Origin of the sequence: Streptomyces sp. NPDC087845 (genome assembly GCF_044742755.1) — a bacterium.
Lineage (GTDB): Bacteria > Actinomycetota > Actinomycetes > Streptomycetales > Streptomycetaceae > Streptomyces.
Window position 1 is genome coordinate 284,959 of the sequence record NZ_JBIUVC010000007.1, and the last position, 21,141, is coordinate 306,099.

Consider the following 21,141-nt stretch of genomic DNA (forward strand, 5'->3'; position numbering starts at 1 on the left):
TATCAGTCCAACCAGACATATCCAGCGAGCCGCCCGGTGGTGCGGTCGCGGCGGTACGAGAAATGGTCGCCCGATTCGAGAGTGCAGACCGGCGACGCGTGACGGTCCTTCACCCCGAGGGCTTCGAGCTGGGCGTGGACCCCCGCCGTGACATCCACGGCCGGGGTTCCCCAACTTGTCTCGGACCAGGAGGCCGGGACGCTCTCGGCGACCTCGGCGCGCATCCCGGACGGGACCTCGTAGCACCGTCCGCAGACCGCCGGTCCGGTACGGGCGATGATCCGGGAGGTCTCGGCGCCGAGTCCGACCATGGCCTCGACCACGGCGGGGACGATTCCGGCGACCAGACCGGGACGGCCCGCGTGCGCTGCCGCCGCGATCCCGGCGACCGGGTCGGCGAGCAGTACGGGGGTGCAGTCGGCGGTGAGCACGGCGAGCGGAAGTCCGCGCCGGGCCGTCACCACCGCGTCCACCGCGGGGATTTCCGAAGCGTCTCCCCACGGGCCGTCGACGACCGCGACGTCCCGCCCGTGCACCTGGTTCATCCAGACGACCTGCGCCGGGTCCAGGCCGAGGGCCCGCGCGGCGCACTCCCGATTGGCCAGAACGGCGGCGGGGTCGTCTCCGACCGCGCCGCCGAGGTTGAGCTCCTCGTACGGAGCGGCGCTCACTCCGCCCCACCTGTCGGTGAAGGCGAAGTGCGCGCCGCGGCCCCCCGAGGTTTCCGAGGACACTGCGTGATGCGTGCCTATCACTTCAAGAAGTCCGGAACATCCAGCTCTTCGGCCTGGGAGTCCTGGTAGGGACGGGCCGGCGGGATGTGCGGCGGAGTGACCGGCGGCAGGTGGCTCTCGCCGGCCGCCGGTACGGACTCGGCCTGGACCGGGGGCTCCTCGCGCGGGAGCACCGAGCCCAGTCCGCCGGCCTGGCGCACGGGCTCGGCGGTCCGGACCGGCGGAGCCGGCTCTTCGCGCTTGGTGGAGTTCGCGCCCAGGACGTTCTCCCGCCGGGCCGGCGGCTGTCCGCCGTCGAAGCCCGCCGCGATCACGGTGACACGGACCTCGTCGCCCAGTGCGTCGTCGATGACCGCGCCGAAGATGATGTTCGCCTCGGGGTGCGCGGCCTCGCTCACCAGCTGAGCAGCCTCGTTGATCTCGAAGAGACCGAGGTCGCTGCCGCCGGAGATGGAGAGCAGGACGCCGCGGGCGCCGTCGATGGACGCCTCGAGGAGCGGCGAGGAGATCGCCATCTCCGCGGCGGCCACCGCGCGGTCGTCGCCGCGGGCCGAGCCGATGCCCATGAGTGCCGATCCGGCCTCGGACATCACCGACTTGACGTCGGCGAAGTCGAGGTTGATCAGGCCGGGGGTCGTGATGAGGTCGGTGATTCCCTGGACGCCCGAGAGCAGCACCTGGTCGGCCGACTTGAAGGCGTCGAGCACGCTGACCTGGCGGTCCGAGATGGACAGCAGCCGGTCGTTGGGAATGACGATGAGGGTGTCGACCTCTTCGCGGAGCTCGGCGATGCCGTCCTCCGCCTGGTTCGCGCGGCGCCGGCCCTCGAAGGTGAACGGGCGGGTGACCACGCCGATCGTGAGGGCGCCGAGCGAGCGCGCGATGTTGGCGACGACGGGTGCGCCGCCGGTGCCGGTGCCGCCGCCCTCTCCGGCGGTGACGAAGACCATGTCGGCCCCCTTGAGGACCTCCTCGATCTCCTCACGGTGGTCCTCTGCCGCCTTGCGACCGACGGCCGGGTTGGCCCCGGCGCCGAGTCCGCGGGTGAGTTCGCGGCCGACGTCGAGCTTGACGTCGGCGTCGCTCATCAACAGGGCTTGCGCATCCGTGTTGATCGCGATGAACTCGACGCCCTTGAGACCGACCTCGATCATTCGGTTGATGGCATTGACACCACCGCCGCCGACACCGATGACCTTGATGACTGCGAGGTAGTTCTGCGGTGCTGCCACGTCGAAGGCCTCTCGCCTCGAGTTACGTGTCGTCGCTCTGCGGTAGTCCCGCCGCGACGACGGATGCCGATTGGGACGGTCCGAAACGCCGACCCGAACCCTAACGTTGAAGTTTAGGGTTACCAGTGTGTCTGCTTCATGGACTCTTCCGAACAGGACACTAAGTCGACAAGTGGCGCACGTTCAACGAACACGCCGAACCTCCCGTCTTTCTTTTCACCCTATGTGATCACCCGTAGCGATGACCAACCAGGGTGCTGGCCAGGCCAAATGTCCGTCAACTACCCGATACGACAGGCGCGGTGGGTGCACTCACGTCGAAGTGTCCCGCTTTGGGGGCGGCTTTCATGAGAGCGGTGAGGACTTTCACCTTGACCGGCCCGTCCTCGCCACTGCCCCAGATCACCGTGCGGCCCCGGGTGAGCTCCAGGGAGATCGAGTCGTACGAGGTGACCCGTACGACCTTGGTCTCCTTGGCGATTCCGCCCGGAAGTCCGCCCGCGACCCGGACCGCTTCCCGCACCAGCCGGGCGCTGCCGAAGCGGCGCAGGCTCGCGGACTGACGAGGTGTCAATTCCAGCAGGGGTACACGTCCGGGCGATTTGTCCACTGTTGCGAAGCGAACGCCTTTCGCGTCCACTTCAATGAACTTTGTGTCCTTTTTCATCAACAGGACCGGCTGTCGTTCGGTCACCTTAAGTCCGATTCCGTGCGGCCATGACCGTACGACATCCACCGAGTCGATACGAGGCAGCTTCTGGCGCAGCCGGTCGGCGATGGCGTCGGTGTCCACGGAGATCAGCGGAGCCCCGATCGGTACCGCCGCGGCGGCCTCCACCTCGGCCGGTGTCAGTACGTCGACACCGGTGGTCCTGACCTGTTCGACCCGGAGCCAGGAGGAGCCGTAGAGCGCCCAGACGACACCGGAGCCGAGCAGCAGCACCAGCACGCCGATGACGGCCAGTCGCCTGCGACTGGTCGGTCTGCGCCCTTCGGGGCGCGGGCGGGGCGGGCGGGCCGAGGAGTTCCCCTGCTGCGCTGCACCACGCCGGGCGGTCGTCGGTCCGGCCACGCTCGCTCCTTATGCCGGGGCCGGGGGCACCGCCCCCGGACCCGTCCGCCTCACGCGTTGCGGCGTGCGGCGATCGCCTCGTACACCATGCCGACGAGCAGGTCGTCGGCGTCCCTGCGGCCGAACTCGGCGGCGGCGCGGGACATCTCGTACAGCCGGTGCGGATCCGCGAGCACCGGCAGGACGTTGCCCTGCACCCACTCGGGGGAAAGCGCCGCGTCGTCCACCAGCAGGCCGCCGCCGGCGTTGACCACCGGCTGGGCGTTGAGCCGCTGTTCGCCGTTGCCGATGGGCAGCGGTACGTAGGCGGCGGGGAGCCCGACGGCGGAGAGTTCGGCGACGGTCATCGCGCCCGCGCGGCAGAGCATCATGTCGGCCGCAGCGTACGCGAGGTCCATCCGGTCCACGTACGGTACCGGGATATAGGGCGGCATACCGGGCATGTTGTCGACGCGCGGCAATTCGTTCTTCGGGCCGACCACGTGCAGGATCTGGATTCCGGAGCGCTGCAGCAGCGGGGCGACCCGCTGGACCACCTCGTTGAGGTGGCGGGCGCCCTGCGAGCCGCCGGAGACCAGCAGCGTCGGCAGGTTGGGGTCGAGGCCGAAGGCCGCGCGCGCCTCGGGGCGGACCCGGGCCCGGTCCAGGGTGGCGATGGTCCGGCGCAGCGGGATGCCGATGTAGCGGGCACCGCGCAGCTTGCTGTCGGGGGTGGAGACGGCTACCCCGTGGGCGTACCGGGAGCCGATCTTGTTGGCCAGGCCCGGCCGGGCGTTGGCCTCGTGGACGACGATCGGCACACCGGCCCGCTTGGCGGCCAGGTAGCCGGGCAGGGCGACGTAGCCGCCGAAGCCGACCACGCAGTCCGCCTTGGTCCGCTCCAGGACCTGCTCGGCGGCCTTGATGGTGCCGCGCAGCCGTCCCGGGACGGTGATCAGTTCCGGGGTGGGCTTGCGCGGCAGCGGCACGGCCGGGATCAGGGCGAGTTCGTACCCCCGCTCGGGTACGAGCCTGGTCTCGAGTCCGCGCTCCGTGCCGAGGGCAGTGATTCCCACGGTCGGGTCCTGCCTGCGCAGGGCGTCCGCGAGGGCAAGCGCGGGCTCGATGTGGCCGGCGGTCCCCCCACCGGCGAGTACGACATGCACCGAAATTCACCGCTCTCCGGACGGACGCTTCTTGACGCGCCGTCTCATCGTCTTCCATCTCACCCCGGGCCTCCGCATGGCCAGGGCCGCCTTCGCGGCGGGATCCTCTCGCGCGAACGCGATCAGCAGCCCGACAGCGAACATGGTCGGCAGCAGGGCCGACCCTCCGTAGGAGAACAGCGGGAGCGGGACACCGGCGATCGGCAGCAGGCCGAGCACCGCACCAATGTTGATCACGGCCTGCGCCGTGATCCAGGTGGTCACACCTCCCGCGGCGTACCTCACGAAGGGGTCCTCCGTGCGTCCGGCCACGCGGATACCCGCATAGCCTAGAGCCGCGAAGAGGGCGAGCACCGACAGTGTCCCCGCCAACCCCAGTTCCTCCCCGGTGATGGCGAAGATGAAGTCGGTGTGCGGTTCAGGTAGTTGACCCCATTTTTCCACACTCGCACCGAGCCCGGAACCGAACCATCCGCCGGACGCCAGAGCATAGATGCCGTGCACGGCCTGCCAGCAGGAGTCCCCGGGGCCGGGTTCGCTGGCGCCGATGCAGGCGAGCCTGGACATCCGGTTCGGGCTGGTCTTGATCAGTACGAAGGCGATCACTCCGGCAAAGCCGAGCACCCCGGCGAAGAGCCTGGTGGGTGCCCCGGCCAGCCAGAGCAGCCCGAACAGGATCGCCGTGAGAATGATCGCAGTGCCCATGTCACCGCCGAGCATGATCAGCCCGAGGAGCATGAAGGCGACCGGGACGAGCGGGACGAGCATGTGTTTCCACTGCGCCAGCAGCCGTTTGTCCTGTTTGCGCGCGAGCAGGTCCGCACCCCACAGGACCAGGGCGAGCTTGCCGAACTCGCTGGGCTGGAGCTGGAAGGGGCCACCCAGGTAGAGCCAGTTCCGGTTGCCGTTGACCGACATCCCTATCCCCGGTACCTGGACCAGCACCATCAGGAAGACGGCGCCCAGGAGCAGCGGATAGGCGAACGCCCGGTGCAGTTTGGCGGGCATCCGGGCGGCCAGCGCCATCAGTCCGGCGCCGATGACGGCGGCGAGGAACTGTTTGCGGAAGAAATAGGTGCCGGGCTTGTCCAGCTCCAGGGCCTTGATCATCGAGGCGGAGTAGACCATCACGAGGCCGAGCACGGTGATCAGCAGGCCGGCGCCCAGGATCAGGTAGTACGCCGTCAGAGGGCGGTCCCAGGCCCGCCGCGCCTGCTCGTACAGCCGTCGCGCCCCGCCGCCGCGCGGGGCGCGGGGGGTGCCGGTGGAACGCCCCTTGGAACGGGGTACCGGGGGGCGCCGGGATCCGGTGGCCGACCGGACCCGCAGGGCGGGGCCGAGCGGCGCCGGAGCGGCCGCGCCGGCGAGGAGGGGCGGGGCGAGCGCCCGGCTGATCGCCGCGGCGGCCCGTGAGCGGTCCCCACGGGGCGCGGCGGAGCTCTCTTCGGCCGGCATTGTCGCTGTCCCCTCCACTGCTCGTGCCACGGGCCGCCGCCGAGGGCCGCGGCCCGTGGCGCGGCCGACCGCACCCGGTCGGCCGGGACAGTACGGCGCGGAGGCCGGGCCCGTCAGGCGCTCTCGGCGGCGAGTGCGCGGACCGCGTCCGCGAACGCCTCGCCCCGCTTGTTGTAATTGACGAACATGTCCATCGAGGCGCAGGCCGGGGCCATCAGTACGGTGTCTCCCGGCCGGGCGAGCCGTGCCGCCTCGCGGACCGCCTCGGACATCGCCCCAGTGTCGGTCCGGTCGAGGTCGACCACCGGGACCTCGGGGGCGTGTCGCGCGAGGGCTTCGCGGATCAGGGCCCGGTCCCGGCCGAACAGTACGACGCCCCGCAGCCGCCCTGCGGCCCCGGTCACCAACCCGTCGAACGTGGCGCCCTTGGCGAGGCCGCCGGCGATCCAGACGATCGGGTCGTAGGCCGCGAGGGACGCCTCGGCGGCATGGGTGTTGGTGGCCTTGGAGTCGTCGATGTACGCGACCCCGGCGACATCCGCGACGTGCTCGATGCGGTGCGGGTCGGGGCGGAAGGCCCGCAGCCCGTCCCGTACGGCCGCGGGCTCGACGCCGAAGGCGCGGGCCAGGGCCGCGGCCGCCAGGGCGTTGGCGATGTTGTGCGGGGCCGGCGGGTTGACGTCGGTGACCTCGGCGAGCTCCTGGGCCTGCTTCTGCCGGTTCGTCACGAAGGCGCGGTCGACGAGGATGCCCTCGACGACGCCCAGTTGGGACGGGCCCGGTGTGCCCAGGGTGAAGCCGATGGCGCGGCAGCCCTCCGCCACGTCGGCCCCGCGGACCAGGTCCTCGGTCGCCTTCTCGGCCGCGTTGTAGACGCAGGCGACGCGGTTGCCCTCGTAGATCCGGCCCTTGTCCGCGACGTACGCCTCCATGGAGCCGTGCCAGTCGAGGTGGTCGGGGGCCAGGTTGAGGACGGCCGCGGAGTGGGCGCGCAGCGAGGGCGCCCAGTGCAGCTGGTAGCTGGACAGCTCGACGGCGAGTACGTCGTACTCCTCGTCACCGAGGACGGCGTCGAGGAGGGAGACGCCGATGTTGCCGACCGCGGCGGTGCGCAGCCCGGCCGCCTCCAGGATCGAGGCGAGCATCCGTACGGTCGTGGTCTTGCCGTTGGTACCGGTGACCGCGAGCCAGGGTGCCGGCTCCCTGCCGCCTTCGCCGCGCAGCCGCCAGGCGAGTTCGACGTCGCCCCAGACCGGGACGCCCGCCTCGGCGGCTGCGGTGAAGAGCGGCTTGCCGGGGTGCCAGCCGGGGGTGGTGACGATGAGCTCGGTGGACTCGGGCAGGGTCGCCCCGTCGCCGAGGCGCACGGTGATGCCCTGCGCCTCCAGCTCCGCGGCCTGCGCACGGGAACGCTCGTCGTCCCCGTCGTTGACCACCGTGACGACGGCCCCGAGGCCGTGCAGCACGGTGGCCGCCGGGATTCCGGAGACGCCGAGTCCCGCGACGGTGACGTGCTTGCCCTGCCAGTCCTGGTTGCTCACTTCTCGGCTGCCCATCCCGCGTAGAAGAGACCGAGTCCGACGATCACGCACATGCCCTGGATGATCCAGAAGCGGACCACGACAAGGACTTCGGACCACCCCTTGAGTTCGAAGTGGTGCTGGAGCGGCGCCATCCGGAAGACCCGCTTGCCGGTCATCTTGAAGGAGCCGACCTGGATGACCACGGACATGGTGATCATCACGAAGAGGCCGCCGAGGACGGCCATCAGGAACTCCGTACGGGAGCAGATCGCCAGACCGGACAGGGCGCCGCCGAGGGCGAGCGAGCCGGTGTCGCCCATGAAGATCTTGGCGGGCGAGGTGTTCCACCACAGGAAGCCGAAGCAGGCACCCATCAGCGCGGAGGCGACGACCGCGAGGTCGAGTGGATCGCGTACCTCGAAGCAGGCGTTGGGGTTGGTCAGGGTCGTCGCGTTGGCGCAGGACTCCTGGAACTGCCACAGCCCGATGAAGGTGTACGCGCCGAAGACCATCACCGAAGCGCCGGTGGCCAGGCCGTCCAGACCGTCCGTCAGGTTCACGCCGTTGGACATGGCGAGGATCATGAACAGCGCCCAGACGACGAACAGCACCGGGCCGATCGACCAGCCGAAGTCCGCGACGAACGACAGCTTGGTGGAGGCCGGGGTGTTGCCCCGGGCGTCGGCGAACTGGAGCGAGAGCACCGCGAAGGCGATACCGACGATCAGCTGGCCCGCCATCTTCGCCTTGGCCCGCAGGCCCAGCGAACGCTGCTTGACGATCTTGATGTAGTCGTCGAGGAAGCCGACGAGACCCATGCCGGCCATCAGGAAGAGCACCAGCACACCGGAGAAGCGCATCTCCTCGCCGGTGATCACCTTCGCCAGGACGTACGCGATGATCGTCGCCAGGATGAAGGCAATACCGCCCATGGTGGGCGTGCCCTTCTTGGAGCCGTGGGTGCGCGGGCCGTCGTCCCGGATGAACTGCCCGTATCCCTTGCGGGCCAGCAGCTTGATCAGCAGCGGAGTCCCGACCAGGGTCAGGAAGAGCCCGATGGCCCCCGCGAAGAGGATCTGCCTCATCGGCCGGTGACCTCGCCCTCGGACGCGTTCTCCAGCAGTGCCATGGCGACCTGCTCCAGGCCGACCGACCGGGACGCCTTCACCAGCACGACGTCTCCCGGGCGCAGTTCACTGCGCAACAGGTCGACGGCAGCCTGTGCGTCGGACACGTGCACCGACTCCTCACCCCACGAACCCTCGTTGTATGCGCCCAGTTGCAGCCAGGAGGCTTCTCTGCCCCCGACTGCGACGAGCTTGCTGACGTTGAGCCGGACAGCGAGCCGTCCGACCGCGTCGTGCTCGGCGAGCGAGGCGTCGCCCAGCTCGGCCATGGGGCCGAGCACCGCCCACGTACGCCGGCCCTTCCCCATGGCGGCCAGCGCGCGCAGCGCTGCTTTCATGGATTCGGGGTTCGCGTTGTAGGCGTCATTGACGAACGTCACGCCGTCCGGACGCTCGGTGACCTCCATGCGCCAGCGGGAGAGGGTGCCCGCCTCGGAGAGCCCTTCGGCGATCTCGTCTGCGGACAGGCCCAACTCATGGGCGACGGCGGCCGCGGCGAGCGCGTTCGACACGTGGTGCTCACCGTACAGGCGCATGGTCACGTCGCTGCACCCGGTGGGTGTGTGGAGCTTGAAAGCGGGACGGCCGTCGTCGGTGAGACGGACGTTCTCTCCCCGTACGTCCGCATCCGCGGCTTCGCCGAAGAGCAGCACCCGGGCTTTCGTACGGGAGGTCATGGCGCGCACGAGCGGGTCGTCGGCGTTGAGCACGGCGAGGCCGTCCTCGGGCAGCGACTCGACCATCTCGCCCTTGGCCTGGGCGATCTGCTCGCGGCCGCCGAACTCGCCGATGTGGGCGGTGCCCACATTGAGGACGAGACCGATCCGGGGCGGGACGAGGCCGGTGAGGTAGCGGATGTCGCCGACGTAGCGTGCGCCCATTTCGAGGACGAGGTGCTGGGTGTCCCCGGTGGCGCGCAGGGCGGTGAGCGGCAGGCCGATCTCGTTGTTGAGGTTGCCCGCCGGGTAGACCGTGGGCCCCTTGCGTTCGAGGAGCTGGGCGATGAGATCCTTCGTGGAGGTCTTGCCCGCGGAGCCGGTGAGGGCGACGACGGTGGTGCCGAGGCGGCCGACGACGGCACGGGCCAGCGCACCGAGGGCGGCCACGACGTCATCGACGACGATCGCCGGAACACCGACGGGGCGGGCGGCCAGCACGGCTGCCGCGCCCGCCTCGACGGCGCGCTGCGCATAGTCGTGGCCGTCGACCCGCTCGCCGGCGAAGGCGGCGAACAGGCTGCCTTGCTTCACCTCTCGCGAGTCGATGACGACGGGCCCGCTGACGATTGCTGCCGGATCGGGTATGTCGTGCGACTGCCCGCCGACGATTTCGGCGATCTCGGCGAGGGAAAGGGCGATCACTTGGTCATCCCTGACTGTTCTCGTGGGTGTGGGCGCGGTGGGCGGTGCTCTCGGCGCCGCTGTGCCCCAGGGAGCGTTCGATGGCCGCGCGCAGGACCACGCGGTCGTCGAAGGGGCGTACCACGCCGTGGATGTCCTGGCCCTGCTCGTGGCCCTTGCCGGCGATCAGCACGGTGTCACCGGGCTCGGCGCGGGCGACCACGGCGGCGATGGCGGCGGCCCGGTCGGCGTCGACCAGGACGTCGCCCCGCTCGTGGACGGGCACCTCGGCGGCGCCCGCGAGCATTGCGGCGAGGATTCCGAGGGGGTCCTCGGAACGGGGGTTGTCGGAAGTCAGTACGGCGGTGTCGGCCAGGCGGGCCGCGGCGGCGCCCATCGGCCCGCGCTTGGTGGTGTCGCGGTCGCCGCCGCAGCCGAGGACGACGTGCAGCCTGCCCTCGGTGACCTTCCGCAGGGAGCGCAGCACGGATTCGACGGCGTCGGTCTTGTGCGCGTAGTCGACGACCGCGAGGTACGGCTGTCCGGCGTCGACGCGTTCCAGCCGGCCGGGGACGCCCGGAACGGCGGCGACACCGTCGGCCGCGGTCTGCGGGTCCAGCCCCGCGGCGGCGAGCGTGACGATCGCGGCGAGGGTGTTGGCGACGTTGAACGGGCCGGGCAGCGGGGCCCTGGCGGCGATCCGTTCGTCCTTGGGGCCGACGACGGTGAAGGTGGAGCCCAGCGGCCCGACTTCGACGTCCTCGGCACGCCAGTCGGCGTCCGGGTGGCCCTCGGCGGAGAAGGTGACGACGGGGACGGACGCCTCGCTGATCAGCCTGCGGCCGTACTCGTCGTCGAAGTTGACGACACCCTGCCGGCTGCGCCGCGGGGTGAAGAGCTGCGCCTTGGCCTGGAAGTAGTCCTCCATCCCGGAGTGGAACTCCATGTGCTCCGGGCTGAGGTTGTTGAAGACCGCGACGTCGAAGACACAGCCGTCGACCCTTCCGAGCACCAGGGCGTGGCTGGAGACCTCCATCGTCACCGAGTCGACCCCGCGTTCGCGCATGACGGCGAACAGGGCCTGCAGGTCGGTGGCTTCGGGGGTGGTGCGCTCGGACTTGATGCGCTCGTCGCCGATCCGCGTCTCCACGGTGCCGATCAGCCCGGTGGCGCGCCCGGCGCCGCGGAAACCGCCCTCGATGAGGTACGCGGTGGTGGTCTTCCCCGAGGTTCCGGTGATGCCGATCTGGAGGAGGCCGGCACCGGGCCGTCCGTAGATCTCGGCGGCGAGTTCGCCCATCCGGCCGCGGGGGTTCTCGGTGACCAGCACCGGCAGCCCGGTGGCGGCGGCGCGCTCGGCGCCGGCCGGGTCGGTGAGGACCGCCGCCGCGCCGAGGCCGGCCGCCTGGGCGGCGAAGTCGGCACCGTGGAAGCGGGCGCCCGGCAGGGCGGCGTACACATCACCGGGGCGGACCGCTCGCGAGTCGTGGGTGATGCCGGTGACCTCGCCGGTTCCCGGCGGTTCGACTCCCAGCCGGGCTGCCAGCTCGCCGAGGGGCGTCGGCCCGATCCGGTCAGGACGAGGCGCTCCCGGGTAGTTCACAGGGGCGTTTTTCTGGGTGGTTTGGAACTGATCAGCGTGGGGCACGGCGGTGAGCGTACCGGGCGCACCCGGCCTCTCGCGAAGTGAGGGGGCGGCGTTCCGGTGGTTCCCGTTCCGGTTCCCGGGATCGGGGGTGATGGTTGTCACTGGTCGGTCTCCCCGTGTTCACTGGCCGGGCTTGAAGGACACCGGCAGCCGGGCTGGCTCGGTGCCGGACGGTGGGGTCTGGAGGGTCTTCAGCGCGAATTCCATGACCTGCTTGTAGATCGGTCCGCAGATCTGGCCGCCGAAGTAGCTGCCCTTGGTCGGGTTCTGGATCGCGCAGTAGACGGTGATCTGCGGGTTGTCGGCGGGTGCGAAGCCCGCGAAGGATGCGGTGTAGCCGTGGTAGCCGCCGCGCACCGGGTCGACCCGGTTGGCCGTACCGGTCTTTCCGGCCACCCGGTATCCGGGGATCTTGGCCTTCGTCCCGGTGCCCTCCTCGTCCCCGACCACCGACTCCAGCATGGCGGCTAGCGTCTTGGCGGTCTTCTCGCTGACCACCCGGCTCCGGTCGGGAGCGGGGGCGGCCTCGAAGTGGCCGTCGGGGCCCTTGGTGCCGCGGACCAGCGTGGGCTCGACGCGGACCCCGCCGTTGGCGATCGTCGAGTAGATGGAGGCGGCCTGCATGGCGTTGAGCGAGAGGCCCTGGCCGAACGGGATCGTGTACTGCTGCGAGGTCGACCAGTCCCCGGGCTTGGCGAGGATGCCGGGGGTCTCGCCCGGGTAGTCGAGACCGGTCGGCGAGCCGATCCCGAACTTGCGCAGGTAGGAGTAGAGGACGCGGTTGGCCTCGGCCTGGGTCCTGCCGAGCTCTCCGGTGGCCAGGATGGTGCCGATGTTGCTGGACTTGGCGAGTACGCCGTTGAGCGTCAGGTACCAGGTGGGGTGGTCGATGTCGTCCTTGAAGAGCCGGTCGCCGCGGTGCAGCCGGTTGGGGACGGTGACGTGGGTGCCGGGGGTGGCGACACCCTCCTCCAGCACGGCGGCCATGGACATGACCTTGCTGGTGGAGCCGGGCTCGTACACGTCCTGGAGTGCCGCGTTGCCCAGCGACGCCGCGTCGGCCTGTGAGAGGTCGTTGGGGTCGAAGCCGGGGGCGTTGGCCATGGCGAGGACCTCGCCGGTCCGGGTGTTCTGCACGACCACGTAACCGCGGTCCGCCTTGGACTTCTTCACCTGGTCGGTGATGGCCTGCTGGGCGGCCCACTGGATGTCGCGGTCGATGGTCAGCTCGATGTCGGACCCGGCGACGGCCGGAACCTCCTGGGTGCCCGCGGTGGGCACCCGCCGGCCGCCGGACTGGGCGTACTTGATCTTGCCGTCCTCGCCCGCCAGCTCCTTGTCCAGCTGCGATTCGAGGCCGCCCGCGCCCTTGCCGTCGGCGTTGACATAACCCAGTATTCCGGCGGCGAGCCCTCCGTTGGGATAGACGCGTCTGGTGGTCGACTCCTGGAAGACCCCGGCCAGCACGTTGGCCCCGGGACCGCCGGCCGCCTTCTCCTTCGCGGCCTTTTCGGCGAAGACGGACTTGAGATCCTTGATCTGATTCCAGACCTGCGGGGTCTGGCGGCGGGCCAGCACGGTGTACCGGCCCTTCTTGGACAGTTTCGCGGTCAGTTCGGCGGCGTCGGCGCCGAGGATCGGGGCGAGGAGCGCCGCCGCCTGCCGGGGCGCGTCCGGCGCCTTGCTGAATTCGGGCGTGAACATCGACGGGTCGGCGGTGATGTCGTACGCGTCGACGCTCGTGGCCAGCGCGATACCGCTGCGGTCGGTGATCTGGCCGCGCTCGGCGGAGATCGTGTAGCTGAGGTAGCGGTTCTCCTTGGCCTTGGCCGCGTACGCGGGGGCGTCGACGGCCTGGACCTGGAGGAGTCGGACGACGAACACCAGCATGACGAGGGTCAGAGCGAAGCTGACCAGGCGGAGCCGGGGGCGCGGGCTGCCGAGGCGGAGGGCGCGCGCGGGGCGGTTGCGGGGCGCGCGGGCGCGGGGCGCCGGGGAGGAGGGGCGGCGGGCGGCGGGCCGGGGGCGGCCCTGGCCGCCGGCGGCGCCGCGGGGGCGCGCGGGGCCGGGGACCCGGCGGCGCGGTGGTTCCTTGGGAGACACTGCGTCACCTGCCGGGGCTCGTCGAGGGCTGGTCTGCCGGGGTACGCGGCCCGGCGGGCGGGACCGCGGAGGTGCTGGGCCTCACGGCCCCGCCCGAAGAGGTGGCGGGTGCCGAGGGAGAGTGCGAGGGCGAGGGCGAGCCGGTGGCCGGAGCGGGTGCGCCGGCGGGCGGTGCGGTCGCCGGGGTACTGGGCTTCCGCGGAGGCGGCGGGGACGGCTCGGCGCTGGACTTCGCCGGTTCGCCGCGGACCGTACCGTCCGGATCGAGGAAGGCGGGACTGCCGCCGGGCACCATGCCCAGTTGGCGGGCGCGCCGTTCCAGGGCATCCGGCTTGGAGTAGCTGTCGACGTCGTTCTGGAGGGCCTGCTGCTCGTCGGTGAGCTCGGTGGTCCGCTTCTTCAGCTCGCTCAGCCTGAACGATCCTTCATTGAGGGCCGAGTTGAGCACCAGAAGCGTGATCAGACCGCCGCCGAGGAGCAGCACGACCAGCAGCACGAAGGGGGTACGGGCCGCGTTGCTGGGCCCGGACGGCATCAGCCGGACGAGCCGCGCCGCCCGCCCTTTCAACTGCCCGGCCGCCCTGCTCACCGCGCCGCCCCGGGCGTCACCGGTGTCCGGCTTCCCGGACGCCGGACGCTCATCGTTCCTCCTCGCGGATCCGCTGGGCGCCACGCAGCCGGGCGGGAGCGGCTCGCCGGTTCTCGGCGACCTCCTCCTCGGTGGGCAGCTCCGCGCCGCGGGTCAGCAGCTTCAGCCGGGGCTGATAGCGCTCGGGAACAACCGGCAGTCCGGGCGGCGCGGTCGTGGCGGCGCCCGCCGCGAAGACCTGCTTGACCAGCCGGTCCTCCAGCGAGTGGTAGGAGAGGACGGCGATGCGGCCGCCGACCGCGAGGCTCTGCACGGCGGCCGGAATGGCCCGCTCCAGGACGGTGAGCTCGCCGTTGACCTCGATGCGCAGCGCCTGGAAGGTGCGCTTGGCAGGGTTGCCGCCGGTGCGCTTGGCGGCCTGCGGCAGCGAGTCGCGGATCAGCTCGACGAGCCGGGCACTGTTGCTGAACGGCTCCTTCTCGCGCTCGCGCACGATCGCGGAGACGATCCGCTTGGCCTGCTTCTCCTCGCCGTACGCCCGCAGGATCCGCACCAGTTCGCCCGGCGGATAGGTGTTGAGCACCTCGGCCGCGCTGATGCCGGCTGTCTGGTCCATGCGCATGTCGAGCGGGGCGTCCTGGGCGTACGCGAATCCGCGGTCGGCCTCGTCCAGCTGCATGGAGGAGACACCGAGGTCGAAGAGGATGCCCTGGACCTTCGGGACACCGAGCCGGGCGAGCACCTCGGGCAGTTCGTCGTAGACCGCGTGCACCAGCGTGGCCCGGTCCCCGTACGGGGCGAGCCGCTCGCCGGAGAGCCGCAGCGCCTCCTTGTCCCGGTCCAGCGCGATCAGGCGCGCGGAGGGGAACGAGGAGAGCAGCGCCTCGCTGTGTCCGCCGAGGCCGAGGGTGCAGTCGACGACCACGGGATGCTGCGGGCCCGGCGCCTCCAGAGCCGGGGCCAACAGGTCCAGGCACCGCTGGAGCATCACCGGGACGTGTCGGGTCTGGCTCATGCGCCCTCTCAGGCTCAGGTCCCGGGCGGTGGCACGTACGGCCTGGTCCCCGCCCGCTCGGAAGGGGAGGACGGCCGGCGCCGGGGAAGAGGCGTCGGCCGACCGGCGAGCGGGAGAGGGCCGGACCGTACGTACGCCGCACACGGGGGAAATCTACGGAATGTGCAGGGTGTCGGTAACTTCCCGTCACTTTAGTCCACCCTGCCATTCGATCGATTCCCGATCAATCAGCCGGACAGCGCGTCGCCCCTCCCCCGGTTCACCCGGCCGGATGAACAACTGCGAGGCTTGTGGGTTACCTCACAACAAGCCTCGTTGACGTTCTTTGTCCCTTCTCACAGCACGACGCGGCCACCGGTGGGAGCTAACGTCATATCCATGTCGACTTCCGCACACTCCTCCGCCGGGCCTTCCTCGCCCACCGCCGACCGGCCCCGCACAGGAGGCACGGTCACCGACCGCCTCGTCGAGGCGAATGTCCGGTACGCCGCCGGATTCGAGGACCCCGGCATGGACGCCAAGCCGGTGCTGCGCGTCGCCGTGGTCGCCTGCATGGATGCCCGGCTCGACCTGCACGACGCGCTCGGCCTGTCGCTCGGCGACTGCCACACCATCCGCAACGCGGGCGGCGTGGTCACCGATGACGTGATCCGTTCGCTGACCATCAGCCAGCGGGCCCTGGGCACCCGCAGCGTCATACTGATTCATCACACGAATTGCGGCCTGGAGTCGATCACCGAGGAATTCCGCCAGGAGCTGGAGGTGGAGGTCGGCCAGCGTCCGGTCTGGGCCGTCGAGGCGTACAAGGACGCGGACCAGGACGTACGGCAGTCGATGCAGCGCGTACGCACCTCGCCGTTCCTGCTGCACACCGACGACATCCGCGGCTTCGTCTTCGATGTGACCAGCGGCTTGCTGCGCGAGATCCTTCCCGCCTCCGCCTCCTGACCGCCCGGGTGCCCCACGAGGAGTCGACAACCCCACCGAACCCGACATACCGCCCCGACTTGTCCACAGGCGAGTGACACGAAGCGGTAACGGCAACAAGAATGCGCGTGTGGCATTTCGCCGGGACGTTCCCGGAGGGATGTCCGTGTTTCGGGGTGGGCCGGGCCGCTGCACGCGCGTCGGTCCGTGACTGGGGAATCCCCTGCTCCTGGTGAGCGTGGGGCAGGGCCGAGGAGGGCCGGGTGACGACCTATGACGATCGAGCGAGCCTCACAGATCTGACCACGACTGCGGAGCGGGTGCGCAGGTCGGTGGAGAGCGTGATCGAGGGCAAGCCCGAGGTCGTACGGCTTTCGCTGACCGTACTGCTGGCGGAGGGGCATCTCCTCATCGAGGATGTGCCCGGCGTCGGCAAGACGATGCTGGCGAAGGCCCTGGCACGGTCCATCGACTGCTCGGTGCGGCGCATCCAGTTCACACCGGACCTGCTGCCCTCGGACATCACCGGTGTGTCCATCTTCGACCAGCAGCGACGCGACTTCGAGTTCAAGCCGGGCGCGATCTTCGCCCAGATCGTGATCGGCGACGAGATCAACCGGGCATCGCCGAAGACCCAGTCGGCGCTGCTGGAGTCGATGGAGGAGCGCCAGGTCACCATCGACGGGCACACGTACGAGCTGCCCGACCCGTTCATGGTGGTGGCCACCCAGAACCCGGTGGAGATGGAGGGCACCTATCCGCTGCCCGAGGCCCAGCGCGACCGGTTCATGGCGCGGGTGTCGATCGGCTATCCGAGTGCGGACGCCGAGCTGCGGATGCTCGATGTGCACGGCGGGATCCCGCCGCTCGACGATCTGCAGCCGGTGGCCCACGCCCACGACATCGTGAAGCTGATCGACGCGGTACGGACGGTCCATGTGGCCGAAGCCGTGCGGCGGTACGCGGTGGAGCTCGTCGCGGCCACCCGCAGCCACCCCGATCTCAGGCTCGGCGCCTCACCGCGGGCCACCCTTCATCTGCTGCGCGCGGCGAAGGCCTCCGCGGCGCTGAGCGGCCGGGACTACTGCCTGCCGGACGATGTGCAGGCGCTGGCGGTCCCGGTGCTCGCACACCGGCTGCTGCCGACGGCACAGGCCCAGCTGAACCGCCGTACCGCCGAGCAGGTCGTGCTGGAGATCCTCCAGCAGACACCGGTGCCGACCGCCGACGGCGGCGCCCAGGTGCAGCCCCAGCACCACCCGGGCCGGCCGGTGAACGGCCGGCCGCAGTCCGGCGTACGGCGGGTGTGATGGCCGCCGGGGGGCCGGCCGCGATGGACGACGGCGACGACAGGGGCGGTCTGCGGGCCGCTCTGAGCGGGCTGACCACGCGTGGGCGGTCCTTCCTCGCGGCCGGTGCCGCCGCGGCGGTCTGCGCCTACGTGCTGGGCCAGGCGGACCTGCTGCGGGTCGGGCTGCTGCTCGCCGCGCTGCCGCTGGTCTGCGTGGTGGTGCTCGTCCGTACCCGCTACCGGGTCACGGGCACCAGGCGGCTCTCGCCGTCCCGGGTCCCGGCGGGCACGGAGGCGCGGGTCCATCTGCGGATGGAGAACGTGTCCCGGCTGCCGACCGGGCTGCTGATGCTGCAGGACCGGGTGCCCTATGTGCTCGGGCCGCGGCCCCGGTTCGTGCTGGACCGGGTGGAGGCGGGCGGCCGTCGCGAGGTGTCCTACCGGGTGCGGTCGGATCTGCGCGGGCGCTATCCGCTGGGACCGCTGCAGCTGCGGCTGAACGATCCGTTCGGGATGTGCGAGCTGACCCGTTCGTTCAGCGCGTACGACACCCTCGTCGTCATTCCGCGGACCGAGCCGCTGCCCCCGGTGCGGCTGGCGGGCGAGGCCTCGGGGTACGGCGAGGGACGGCAGCGTTCCCTGGCGCTGGCCGGTGACGACGACGTGATTCCGCGCGGATACCGGCACGGCGACGATCTGCGCCGCGTCCACTGGCGATCCACCGCGCGCTACGGCGAGCTGATGGTGCGCCGCGAGGAGCAGCCGCAGCGGGCCCGGTGCACGGTGCTGCTGGACACCCGGCGGATCGCCCATCAGGGGGCGGGGCCCGACTCCGCCTTCGAGTGGGCGGTGTCCGGGGCCGCGTCCGCGCTGGTGCACATGCTGGAGCGCGGCTTCGCCGTCCGGCTGCTGACCGACGAAGGGAACGCCGTTCCGGGCGAGGGCGAGGGAGGCTTCGCCGGGTCGACGCAGGAGTCGGCCGACTCCGCGGGGCTGATGATGGACACCCTGGCAGTGGTCGACCACTCCGACGGGGGCGGCCTGTCGCGCGCGTACGACGTGCTGCGCGGCGGCAACGAGGGGCTGCTGATCGCGTTCTTCGGCGATCTGGACGAGGAGCAGGCGGCGGTGGCGGCCAGGATGCGGCAGCGCAGTGGCGGCGCCGTCGCGTTCGTACTGGACAGCTCGGCCTGGGCGCATGACGACGTCCCGCCCGCAGGGGCGGACACGGCGTTCGAGCAGCGGCTTCGGATGCTGCGCGAATCGGGCTGGACAGCGGTGGCGGTGACACCTGGGACGGGTCTCGCCCACTACTGGCAGCAGGCTGCGGGGCATCCGGGCGTGACGGCTCGGTCCGCCGGCGCCGGCGACGCCACAGGCGGCACGACGGGTTTCTCCGGGGGATGGTCATGAGCGGTCGTGGTCGGCTGACGCTGTGCGCCTTCGCGGCGACGTTGATGGCGGCGGGCTCGATGCTGCCGCTGGTCGAGCCGGCCGGGTGGATCCTGCAGACGGCGTTCCTGCTGGGGGTCCAGAGCGGGATGGGCGCGCTCGCCCGCCGGGCGCCCGTGCCCCGGATGCTGATCGTCGCGGCGCAGGCGGTGGCCATGCTGGTCCTGCTGACCGTGGTCTTCGCCAGGGAGCAGGCGCTGATCGGCGTCCTGCCCGGTCCGGAGGCCGTCCAGCGGCTCGCACACCTGCTGGCGTCGGGCGCCGACGATGTCAGCAGATACGCGGCTCCGGCACCCGTGACGGACGGCATCCGGCTGATACTGATCGGCGGTGTCCTGCTGGTCGGCCTGGTCGTGGACGCCCTCGCTGTGACGTTCCGCAGCGCGGCCCCGGCCGGTCTGCCGCTGCTCGCCCTGTACTCCGTCGCCGCGGGACTCTCCGAGGGCGGAGCGGACTGGCTCTGGTTCCTGCTCGCGGCCGGTGGCTATCTGCTGCTCCTGCTGGCCGAGGGCCGGGACCGGCTCTCCCAGTGGGGGCGGGTCTTCAGCGGCGCGGCCGGCTCCCGGGGCGGTCCGGCGGTCGGTGCGGCGATTTCCGACGGCCGCCCGACGGCCCCGGTCCGTACCGGACGCCGCATCGGCGCGCTGGCGCTGGGGATCTCGCTGTTCGTACCGGCGGCGCTGCCCGCACTCGACAGCGGTCTGCTGGCCGGTACGGGCGGCGGGGGCGGCAAGGGAGGTGGCGGCACCATCTCCGCGGTGAACCCCCTGGTCTCGTTGCAGAACAATCTGAACCAGCCGGAGAACCGGGAGGTGATGTCCTACCGCACCAATTCCGCCGACCCGCAGGACTTCTATCTGCGGATCCTGGCTCTGGACCAGTTCAACGGGAACGAGTGGCGGCCCTCCACGCGTCGGCTGAAGGGGGTGCCGAAGCGGCTCCCGGCCCCGGAGGGGCTCGGCCCGGACGTCATGGTCACGGAGATCAGCTCGAACATCTCCGCGTCCCGCTCCTACCAGCAGACCTATCTGCCGCTCCCCTACCCCGCGACCGAGGTCAGAATCGGCGGACGCTGGCGGTACGAGCCGACGGGGCGGACCCTCGTCGGTGACGGCGGGGAGACGACCCGCGGTGCGCAGTACCAGGTCTCCAGCCTGGTGGTCCGGCCGACCGCCGATCAGCTCGCCGCGGCAGGTGCCGCGCCGGCCGCTCTGCAGCGCGAGTACACCCGCGTTCCCGACTCCCTGCCGAAGGTGGTCGGACAGACCGCGGACCGGGTGACAGAGGGTGCGAGCAACGATTACGAGCGCGCGGTGAAGCTGCAGAACTTCTTCGCCTCGGAGGGCGGCTTCAGCTACGACACGTCGGTGAACTCGGGCACCGGGAGCGCGGCGATCGGCCGGTTCCTGAAGGAGAAGCGGGGATTCTGTGTCCACTTCTCGTTCACGATGGCCGCGATGGCGCGGACGCTGGGCATTCCGGCCCGGGTCGCGGTGGGCTTCACTCCCGGCACCCAGCAGTCGAACGGTTCGATGTCGGTGGGGCTGCGCGACGCGCACGCCTGGCCTGAGCTGTACTTCGAGGGTGTCGGATGGACCCGTTTCGAGCCGACGCCGACGCGGGGTACCGCCCCGTCCTACACCCAGCCCGACGCCCCGACGGGCGACACGGCCGATCCGGCGCAACCGGAGAAGGGCCCCTCGGCCGCTCCGACGGTCGCCCCGTCCGTCGCGGACGACTGCCCGGCCCAGATGCGCAAGCAGGGCGAGTGCGGCAGCTCGGCGGCGCCGGGAGTGGCGGCCCCCACGGATTCCGGGACGCCCACGGGCGCCGTTCTCGGGGTGGTTCTGGGAGCGCTGGTGATCCTGATACTGCCGCTGCTGCCACTGCTCTGGCGACTTCGGGTACGCAAGCACAGGCTGGGCTTCTCCGCAGGGCGGACACCGGCGGACGCGACGGCCAGAACGCTGGCGGCCTGGGGGGAGATCATCGATACGGCGTGGGACCACGGCATCGGGCCGGACGACTCCCTGACGCCGCGGAAGGCAGCGGCCCAGGTGGTGCGGCTGGGGCAGCTCGAATCCGACGGGGCCGCCGCGGTGCACCGGGTGGCGGGGGCGGTGGAGCAGGTGCTCTACGCCCCGGTGCCCCGGTCGGGTACCGGGCTCGCGGAGGACGTGGAGGCGGTACGGGCGGGTCTGCGGGCATCGGCCGGCCGGTTCGCCCGGGTTCGCGCGGTCGTGGCACCGCGCTCGGCCATTCGAGTGGCCTGGGCGACGGCCGACCGCTGGACGGCGTTCACCGGCAGGTGGGCGGCGCGGTGGGGCCGGGAACGGTGGACGCTTTGGCTGCGACGGCCGTCCCGCCAGCAGGGGTGAGCGGGAGGAACCTGAGCGGGATGCCCGCAAGCAGGGTGCGCCTCTCCCGCCCGGCAGGAGGTGACGGGAGAGGCGTGGGCCTGCGGCCCGCCTCCGTCCTCGATCCCCGA

16 protein-coding genes are annotated in these 21,141 nt (G+C 71.2%); 4 read left to right on the forward strand and 12 right to left on the reverse strand.

Annotated elements, in window-relative coordinates:
• Positions 1-2: 2 nt before the first annotated feature.
• From pgeF to rsmH, 12 genes are all read right to left on the reverse strand, one after another.
• Positions 3-755 carry a peptidoglycan editing factor PgeF gene (gene pgeF / locus ACIOMQ_RS20280; protein ID WP_401986796.1) on the reverse strand — a complete coding sequence of 251 codons (753 nt, stop codon included), beginning with the start codon at positions 753-755 and terminating at the stop codon, positions 3-5.
• Entirely contained in the window at positions 752-1,966 is a 1,215-nt protein-coding gene (gene ftsZ / locus ACIOMQ_RS20285; protein WP_362208400.1) for a cell division protein FtsZ, read from the reverse strand. Before ftsZ ends, pgeF begins: the two co-directional genes overlap by 4 nt.
• Positions 1,967-2,243: 277 nt before the next feature.
• Positions 2,244-3,038, reverse strand: a complete 795-nt coding sequence (locus ACIOMQ_RS20290) for an FtsQ-type POTRA domain-containing protein (RefSeq protein WP_362208397.1) — start codon at positions 3,036-3,038, stop codon at positions 2,244-2,246.
• A gap of 50 nt (positions 3,039-3,088) precedes the next feature.
• Positions 3,089-4,183: an undecaprenyldiphospho-muramoylpentapeptide beta-N-acetylglucosaminyltransferase gene (gene murG / locus ACIOMQ_RS20295; RefSeq protein ID WP_362208395.1), complete on the reverse strand. Its 1,095-nt coding sequence runs from the start codon at positions 4,181-4,183 to the stop codon at positions 3,089-3,091.
• A 6-nt stretch (positions 4,184-4,189) separates the two neighbouring features.
• On the reverse strand, positions 4,190-5,638 hold the full coding sequence (gene ftsW, locus ACIOMQ_RS20300; RefSeq protein ID WP_362208392.1) for a putative lipid II flippase FtsW: 1,449 nt from the start codon (positions 5,636-5,638) through the stop codon (positions 4,190-4,192).
• Positions 5,639-5,751: 113 nt separating this feature from the next.
• Positions 5,752-7,179, reverse strand: a complete 1,428-nt coding sequence (murD, locus tag ACIOMQ_RS20305; RefSeq protein ID WP_362208527.1) for a UDP-N-acetylmuramoyl-L-alanine--D-glutamate ligase — start codon at positions 7,177-7,179, stop codon at positions 5,752-5,754.
• Entirely contained in the window at positions 7,176-8,246 is a 1,071-nt protein-coding gene (gene mraY, locus ACIOMQ_RS20310) for a phospho-N-acetylmuramoyl-pentapeptide-transferase (protein ID WP_362208390.1), read from the reverse strand. Before mraY ends, murD begins: the two co-directional genes overlap by 4 nt.
• Positions 8,243-9,649: a UDP-N-acetylmuramoyl-tripeptide--D-alanyl-D-alanine ligase gene (murF, locus tag ACIOMQ_RS20315; protein WP_362208387.1), complete on the reverse strand. Its 1,407-nt coding sequence runs from the start codon at positions 9,647-9,649 to the stop codon at positions 8,243-8,245. Before murF ends, mraY begins: the two co-directional genes overlap by 4 nt.
• Before the next feature lie 4 nt (positions 9,650-9,653).
• On the reverse strand, positions 9,654-11,378 hold the full coding sequence (locus ACIOMQ_RS20320) for a UDP-N-acetylmuramoyl-L-alanyl-D-glutamate--2,6-diaminopimelate ligase (protein WP_401264722.1): 1,725 nt from the start codon (positions 11,376-11,378) through the stop codon (positions 9,654-9,656).
• 18 nt (positions 11,379-11,396) lie between these two features.
• Positions 11,397-13,379: a penicillin-binding protein 2 gene (locus tag ACIOMQ_RS20325; RefSeq protein WP_362208381.1), complete on the reverse strand. Its 1,983-nt coding sequence runs from the start codon at positions 13,377-13,379 to the stop codon at positions 11,397-11,399.
• Between the two features lie 4 nt (positions 13,380-13,383).
• Positions 13,384-13,968 (reverse strand): septum formation initiator family protein, encoded by a 585-nt coding sequence (locus ACIOMQ_RS20330; protein ID WP_401264727.1) that lies wholly within the window; start codon positions 13,966-13,968, stop codon positions 13,384-13,386.
• Between the two features lie 49 nt (positions 13,969-14,017).
• Positions 14,018-14,983: a 16S rRNA (cytosine(1402)-N(4))-methyltransferase RsmH gene (rsmH, locus tag ACIOMQ_RS20335; RefSeq protein WP_362208375.1), complete on the reverse strand. Its 966-nt coding sequence runs from the start codon at positions 14,981-14,983 to the stop codon at positions 14,018-14,020.
• 378 nt (positions 14,984-15,361) lie between these two features.
• Here rsmH and ACIOMQ_RS20340 point away from each other — a divergent pair, with 378 nt between their 5' ends.
• The 4 genes from ACIOMQ_RS20340 (at position 15,362) to ACIOMQ_RS20355 (ending at position 21,031) form a co-directional block, all read left to right on the forward strand.
• On the forward strand, positions 15,362-15,931 hold the full coding sequence (locus ACIOMQ_RS20340; RefSeq protein ID WP_362208372.1) for a carbonic anhydrase: 570 nt from the start codon (positions 15,362-15,364) through the stop codon (positions 15,929-15,931).
• Between the two features lie 242 nt (positions 15,932-16,173).
• Positions 16,174-17,220 (forward strand): MoxR family ATPase, encoded by a 1,047-nt coding sequence (locus ACIOMQ_RS20345; RefSeq protein ID WP_362208370.1) that lies wholly within the window; start codon positions 16,174-16,176, stop codon positions 17,218-17,220.
• The gene (locus tag ACIOMQ_RS20350) at positions 17,220-18,614 is read left to right on the forward strand and encodes a DUF58 domain-containing protein (RefSeq protein WP_401264732.1); all 1,395 of its coding nucleotides are present in this window, start codon (positions 17,220-17,222) and stop codon (positions 18,612-18,614) included. The genes ACIOMQ_RS20345 and ACIOMQ_RS20350 overlap by 1 nt, the downstream gene beginning before the upstream one ends.
• The gene (locus ACIOMQ_RS20355) at positions 18,611-21,031 is read left to right on the forward strand and encodes a DUF3488 and DUF4129 domain-containing transglutaminase family protein (RefSeq protein ID WP_402189721.1); all 2,421 of its coding nucleotides are present in this window, start codon (positions 18,611-18,613) and stop codon (positions 21,029-21,031) included. The genes ACIOMQ_RS20350 and ACIOMQ_RS20355 overlap by 4 nt, the downstream gene beginning before the upstream one ends.
• Positions 21,032-21,141: the final 110 nt, after the last annotated feature.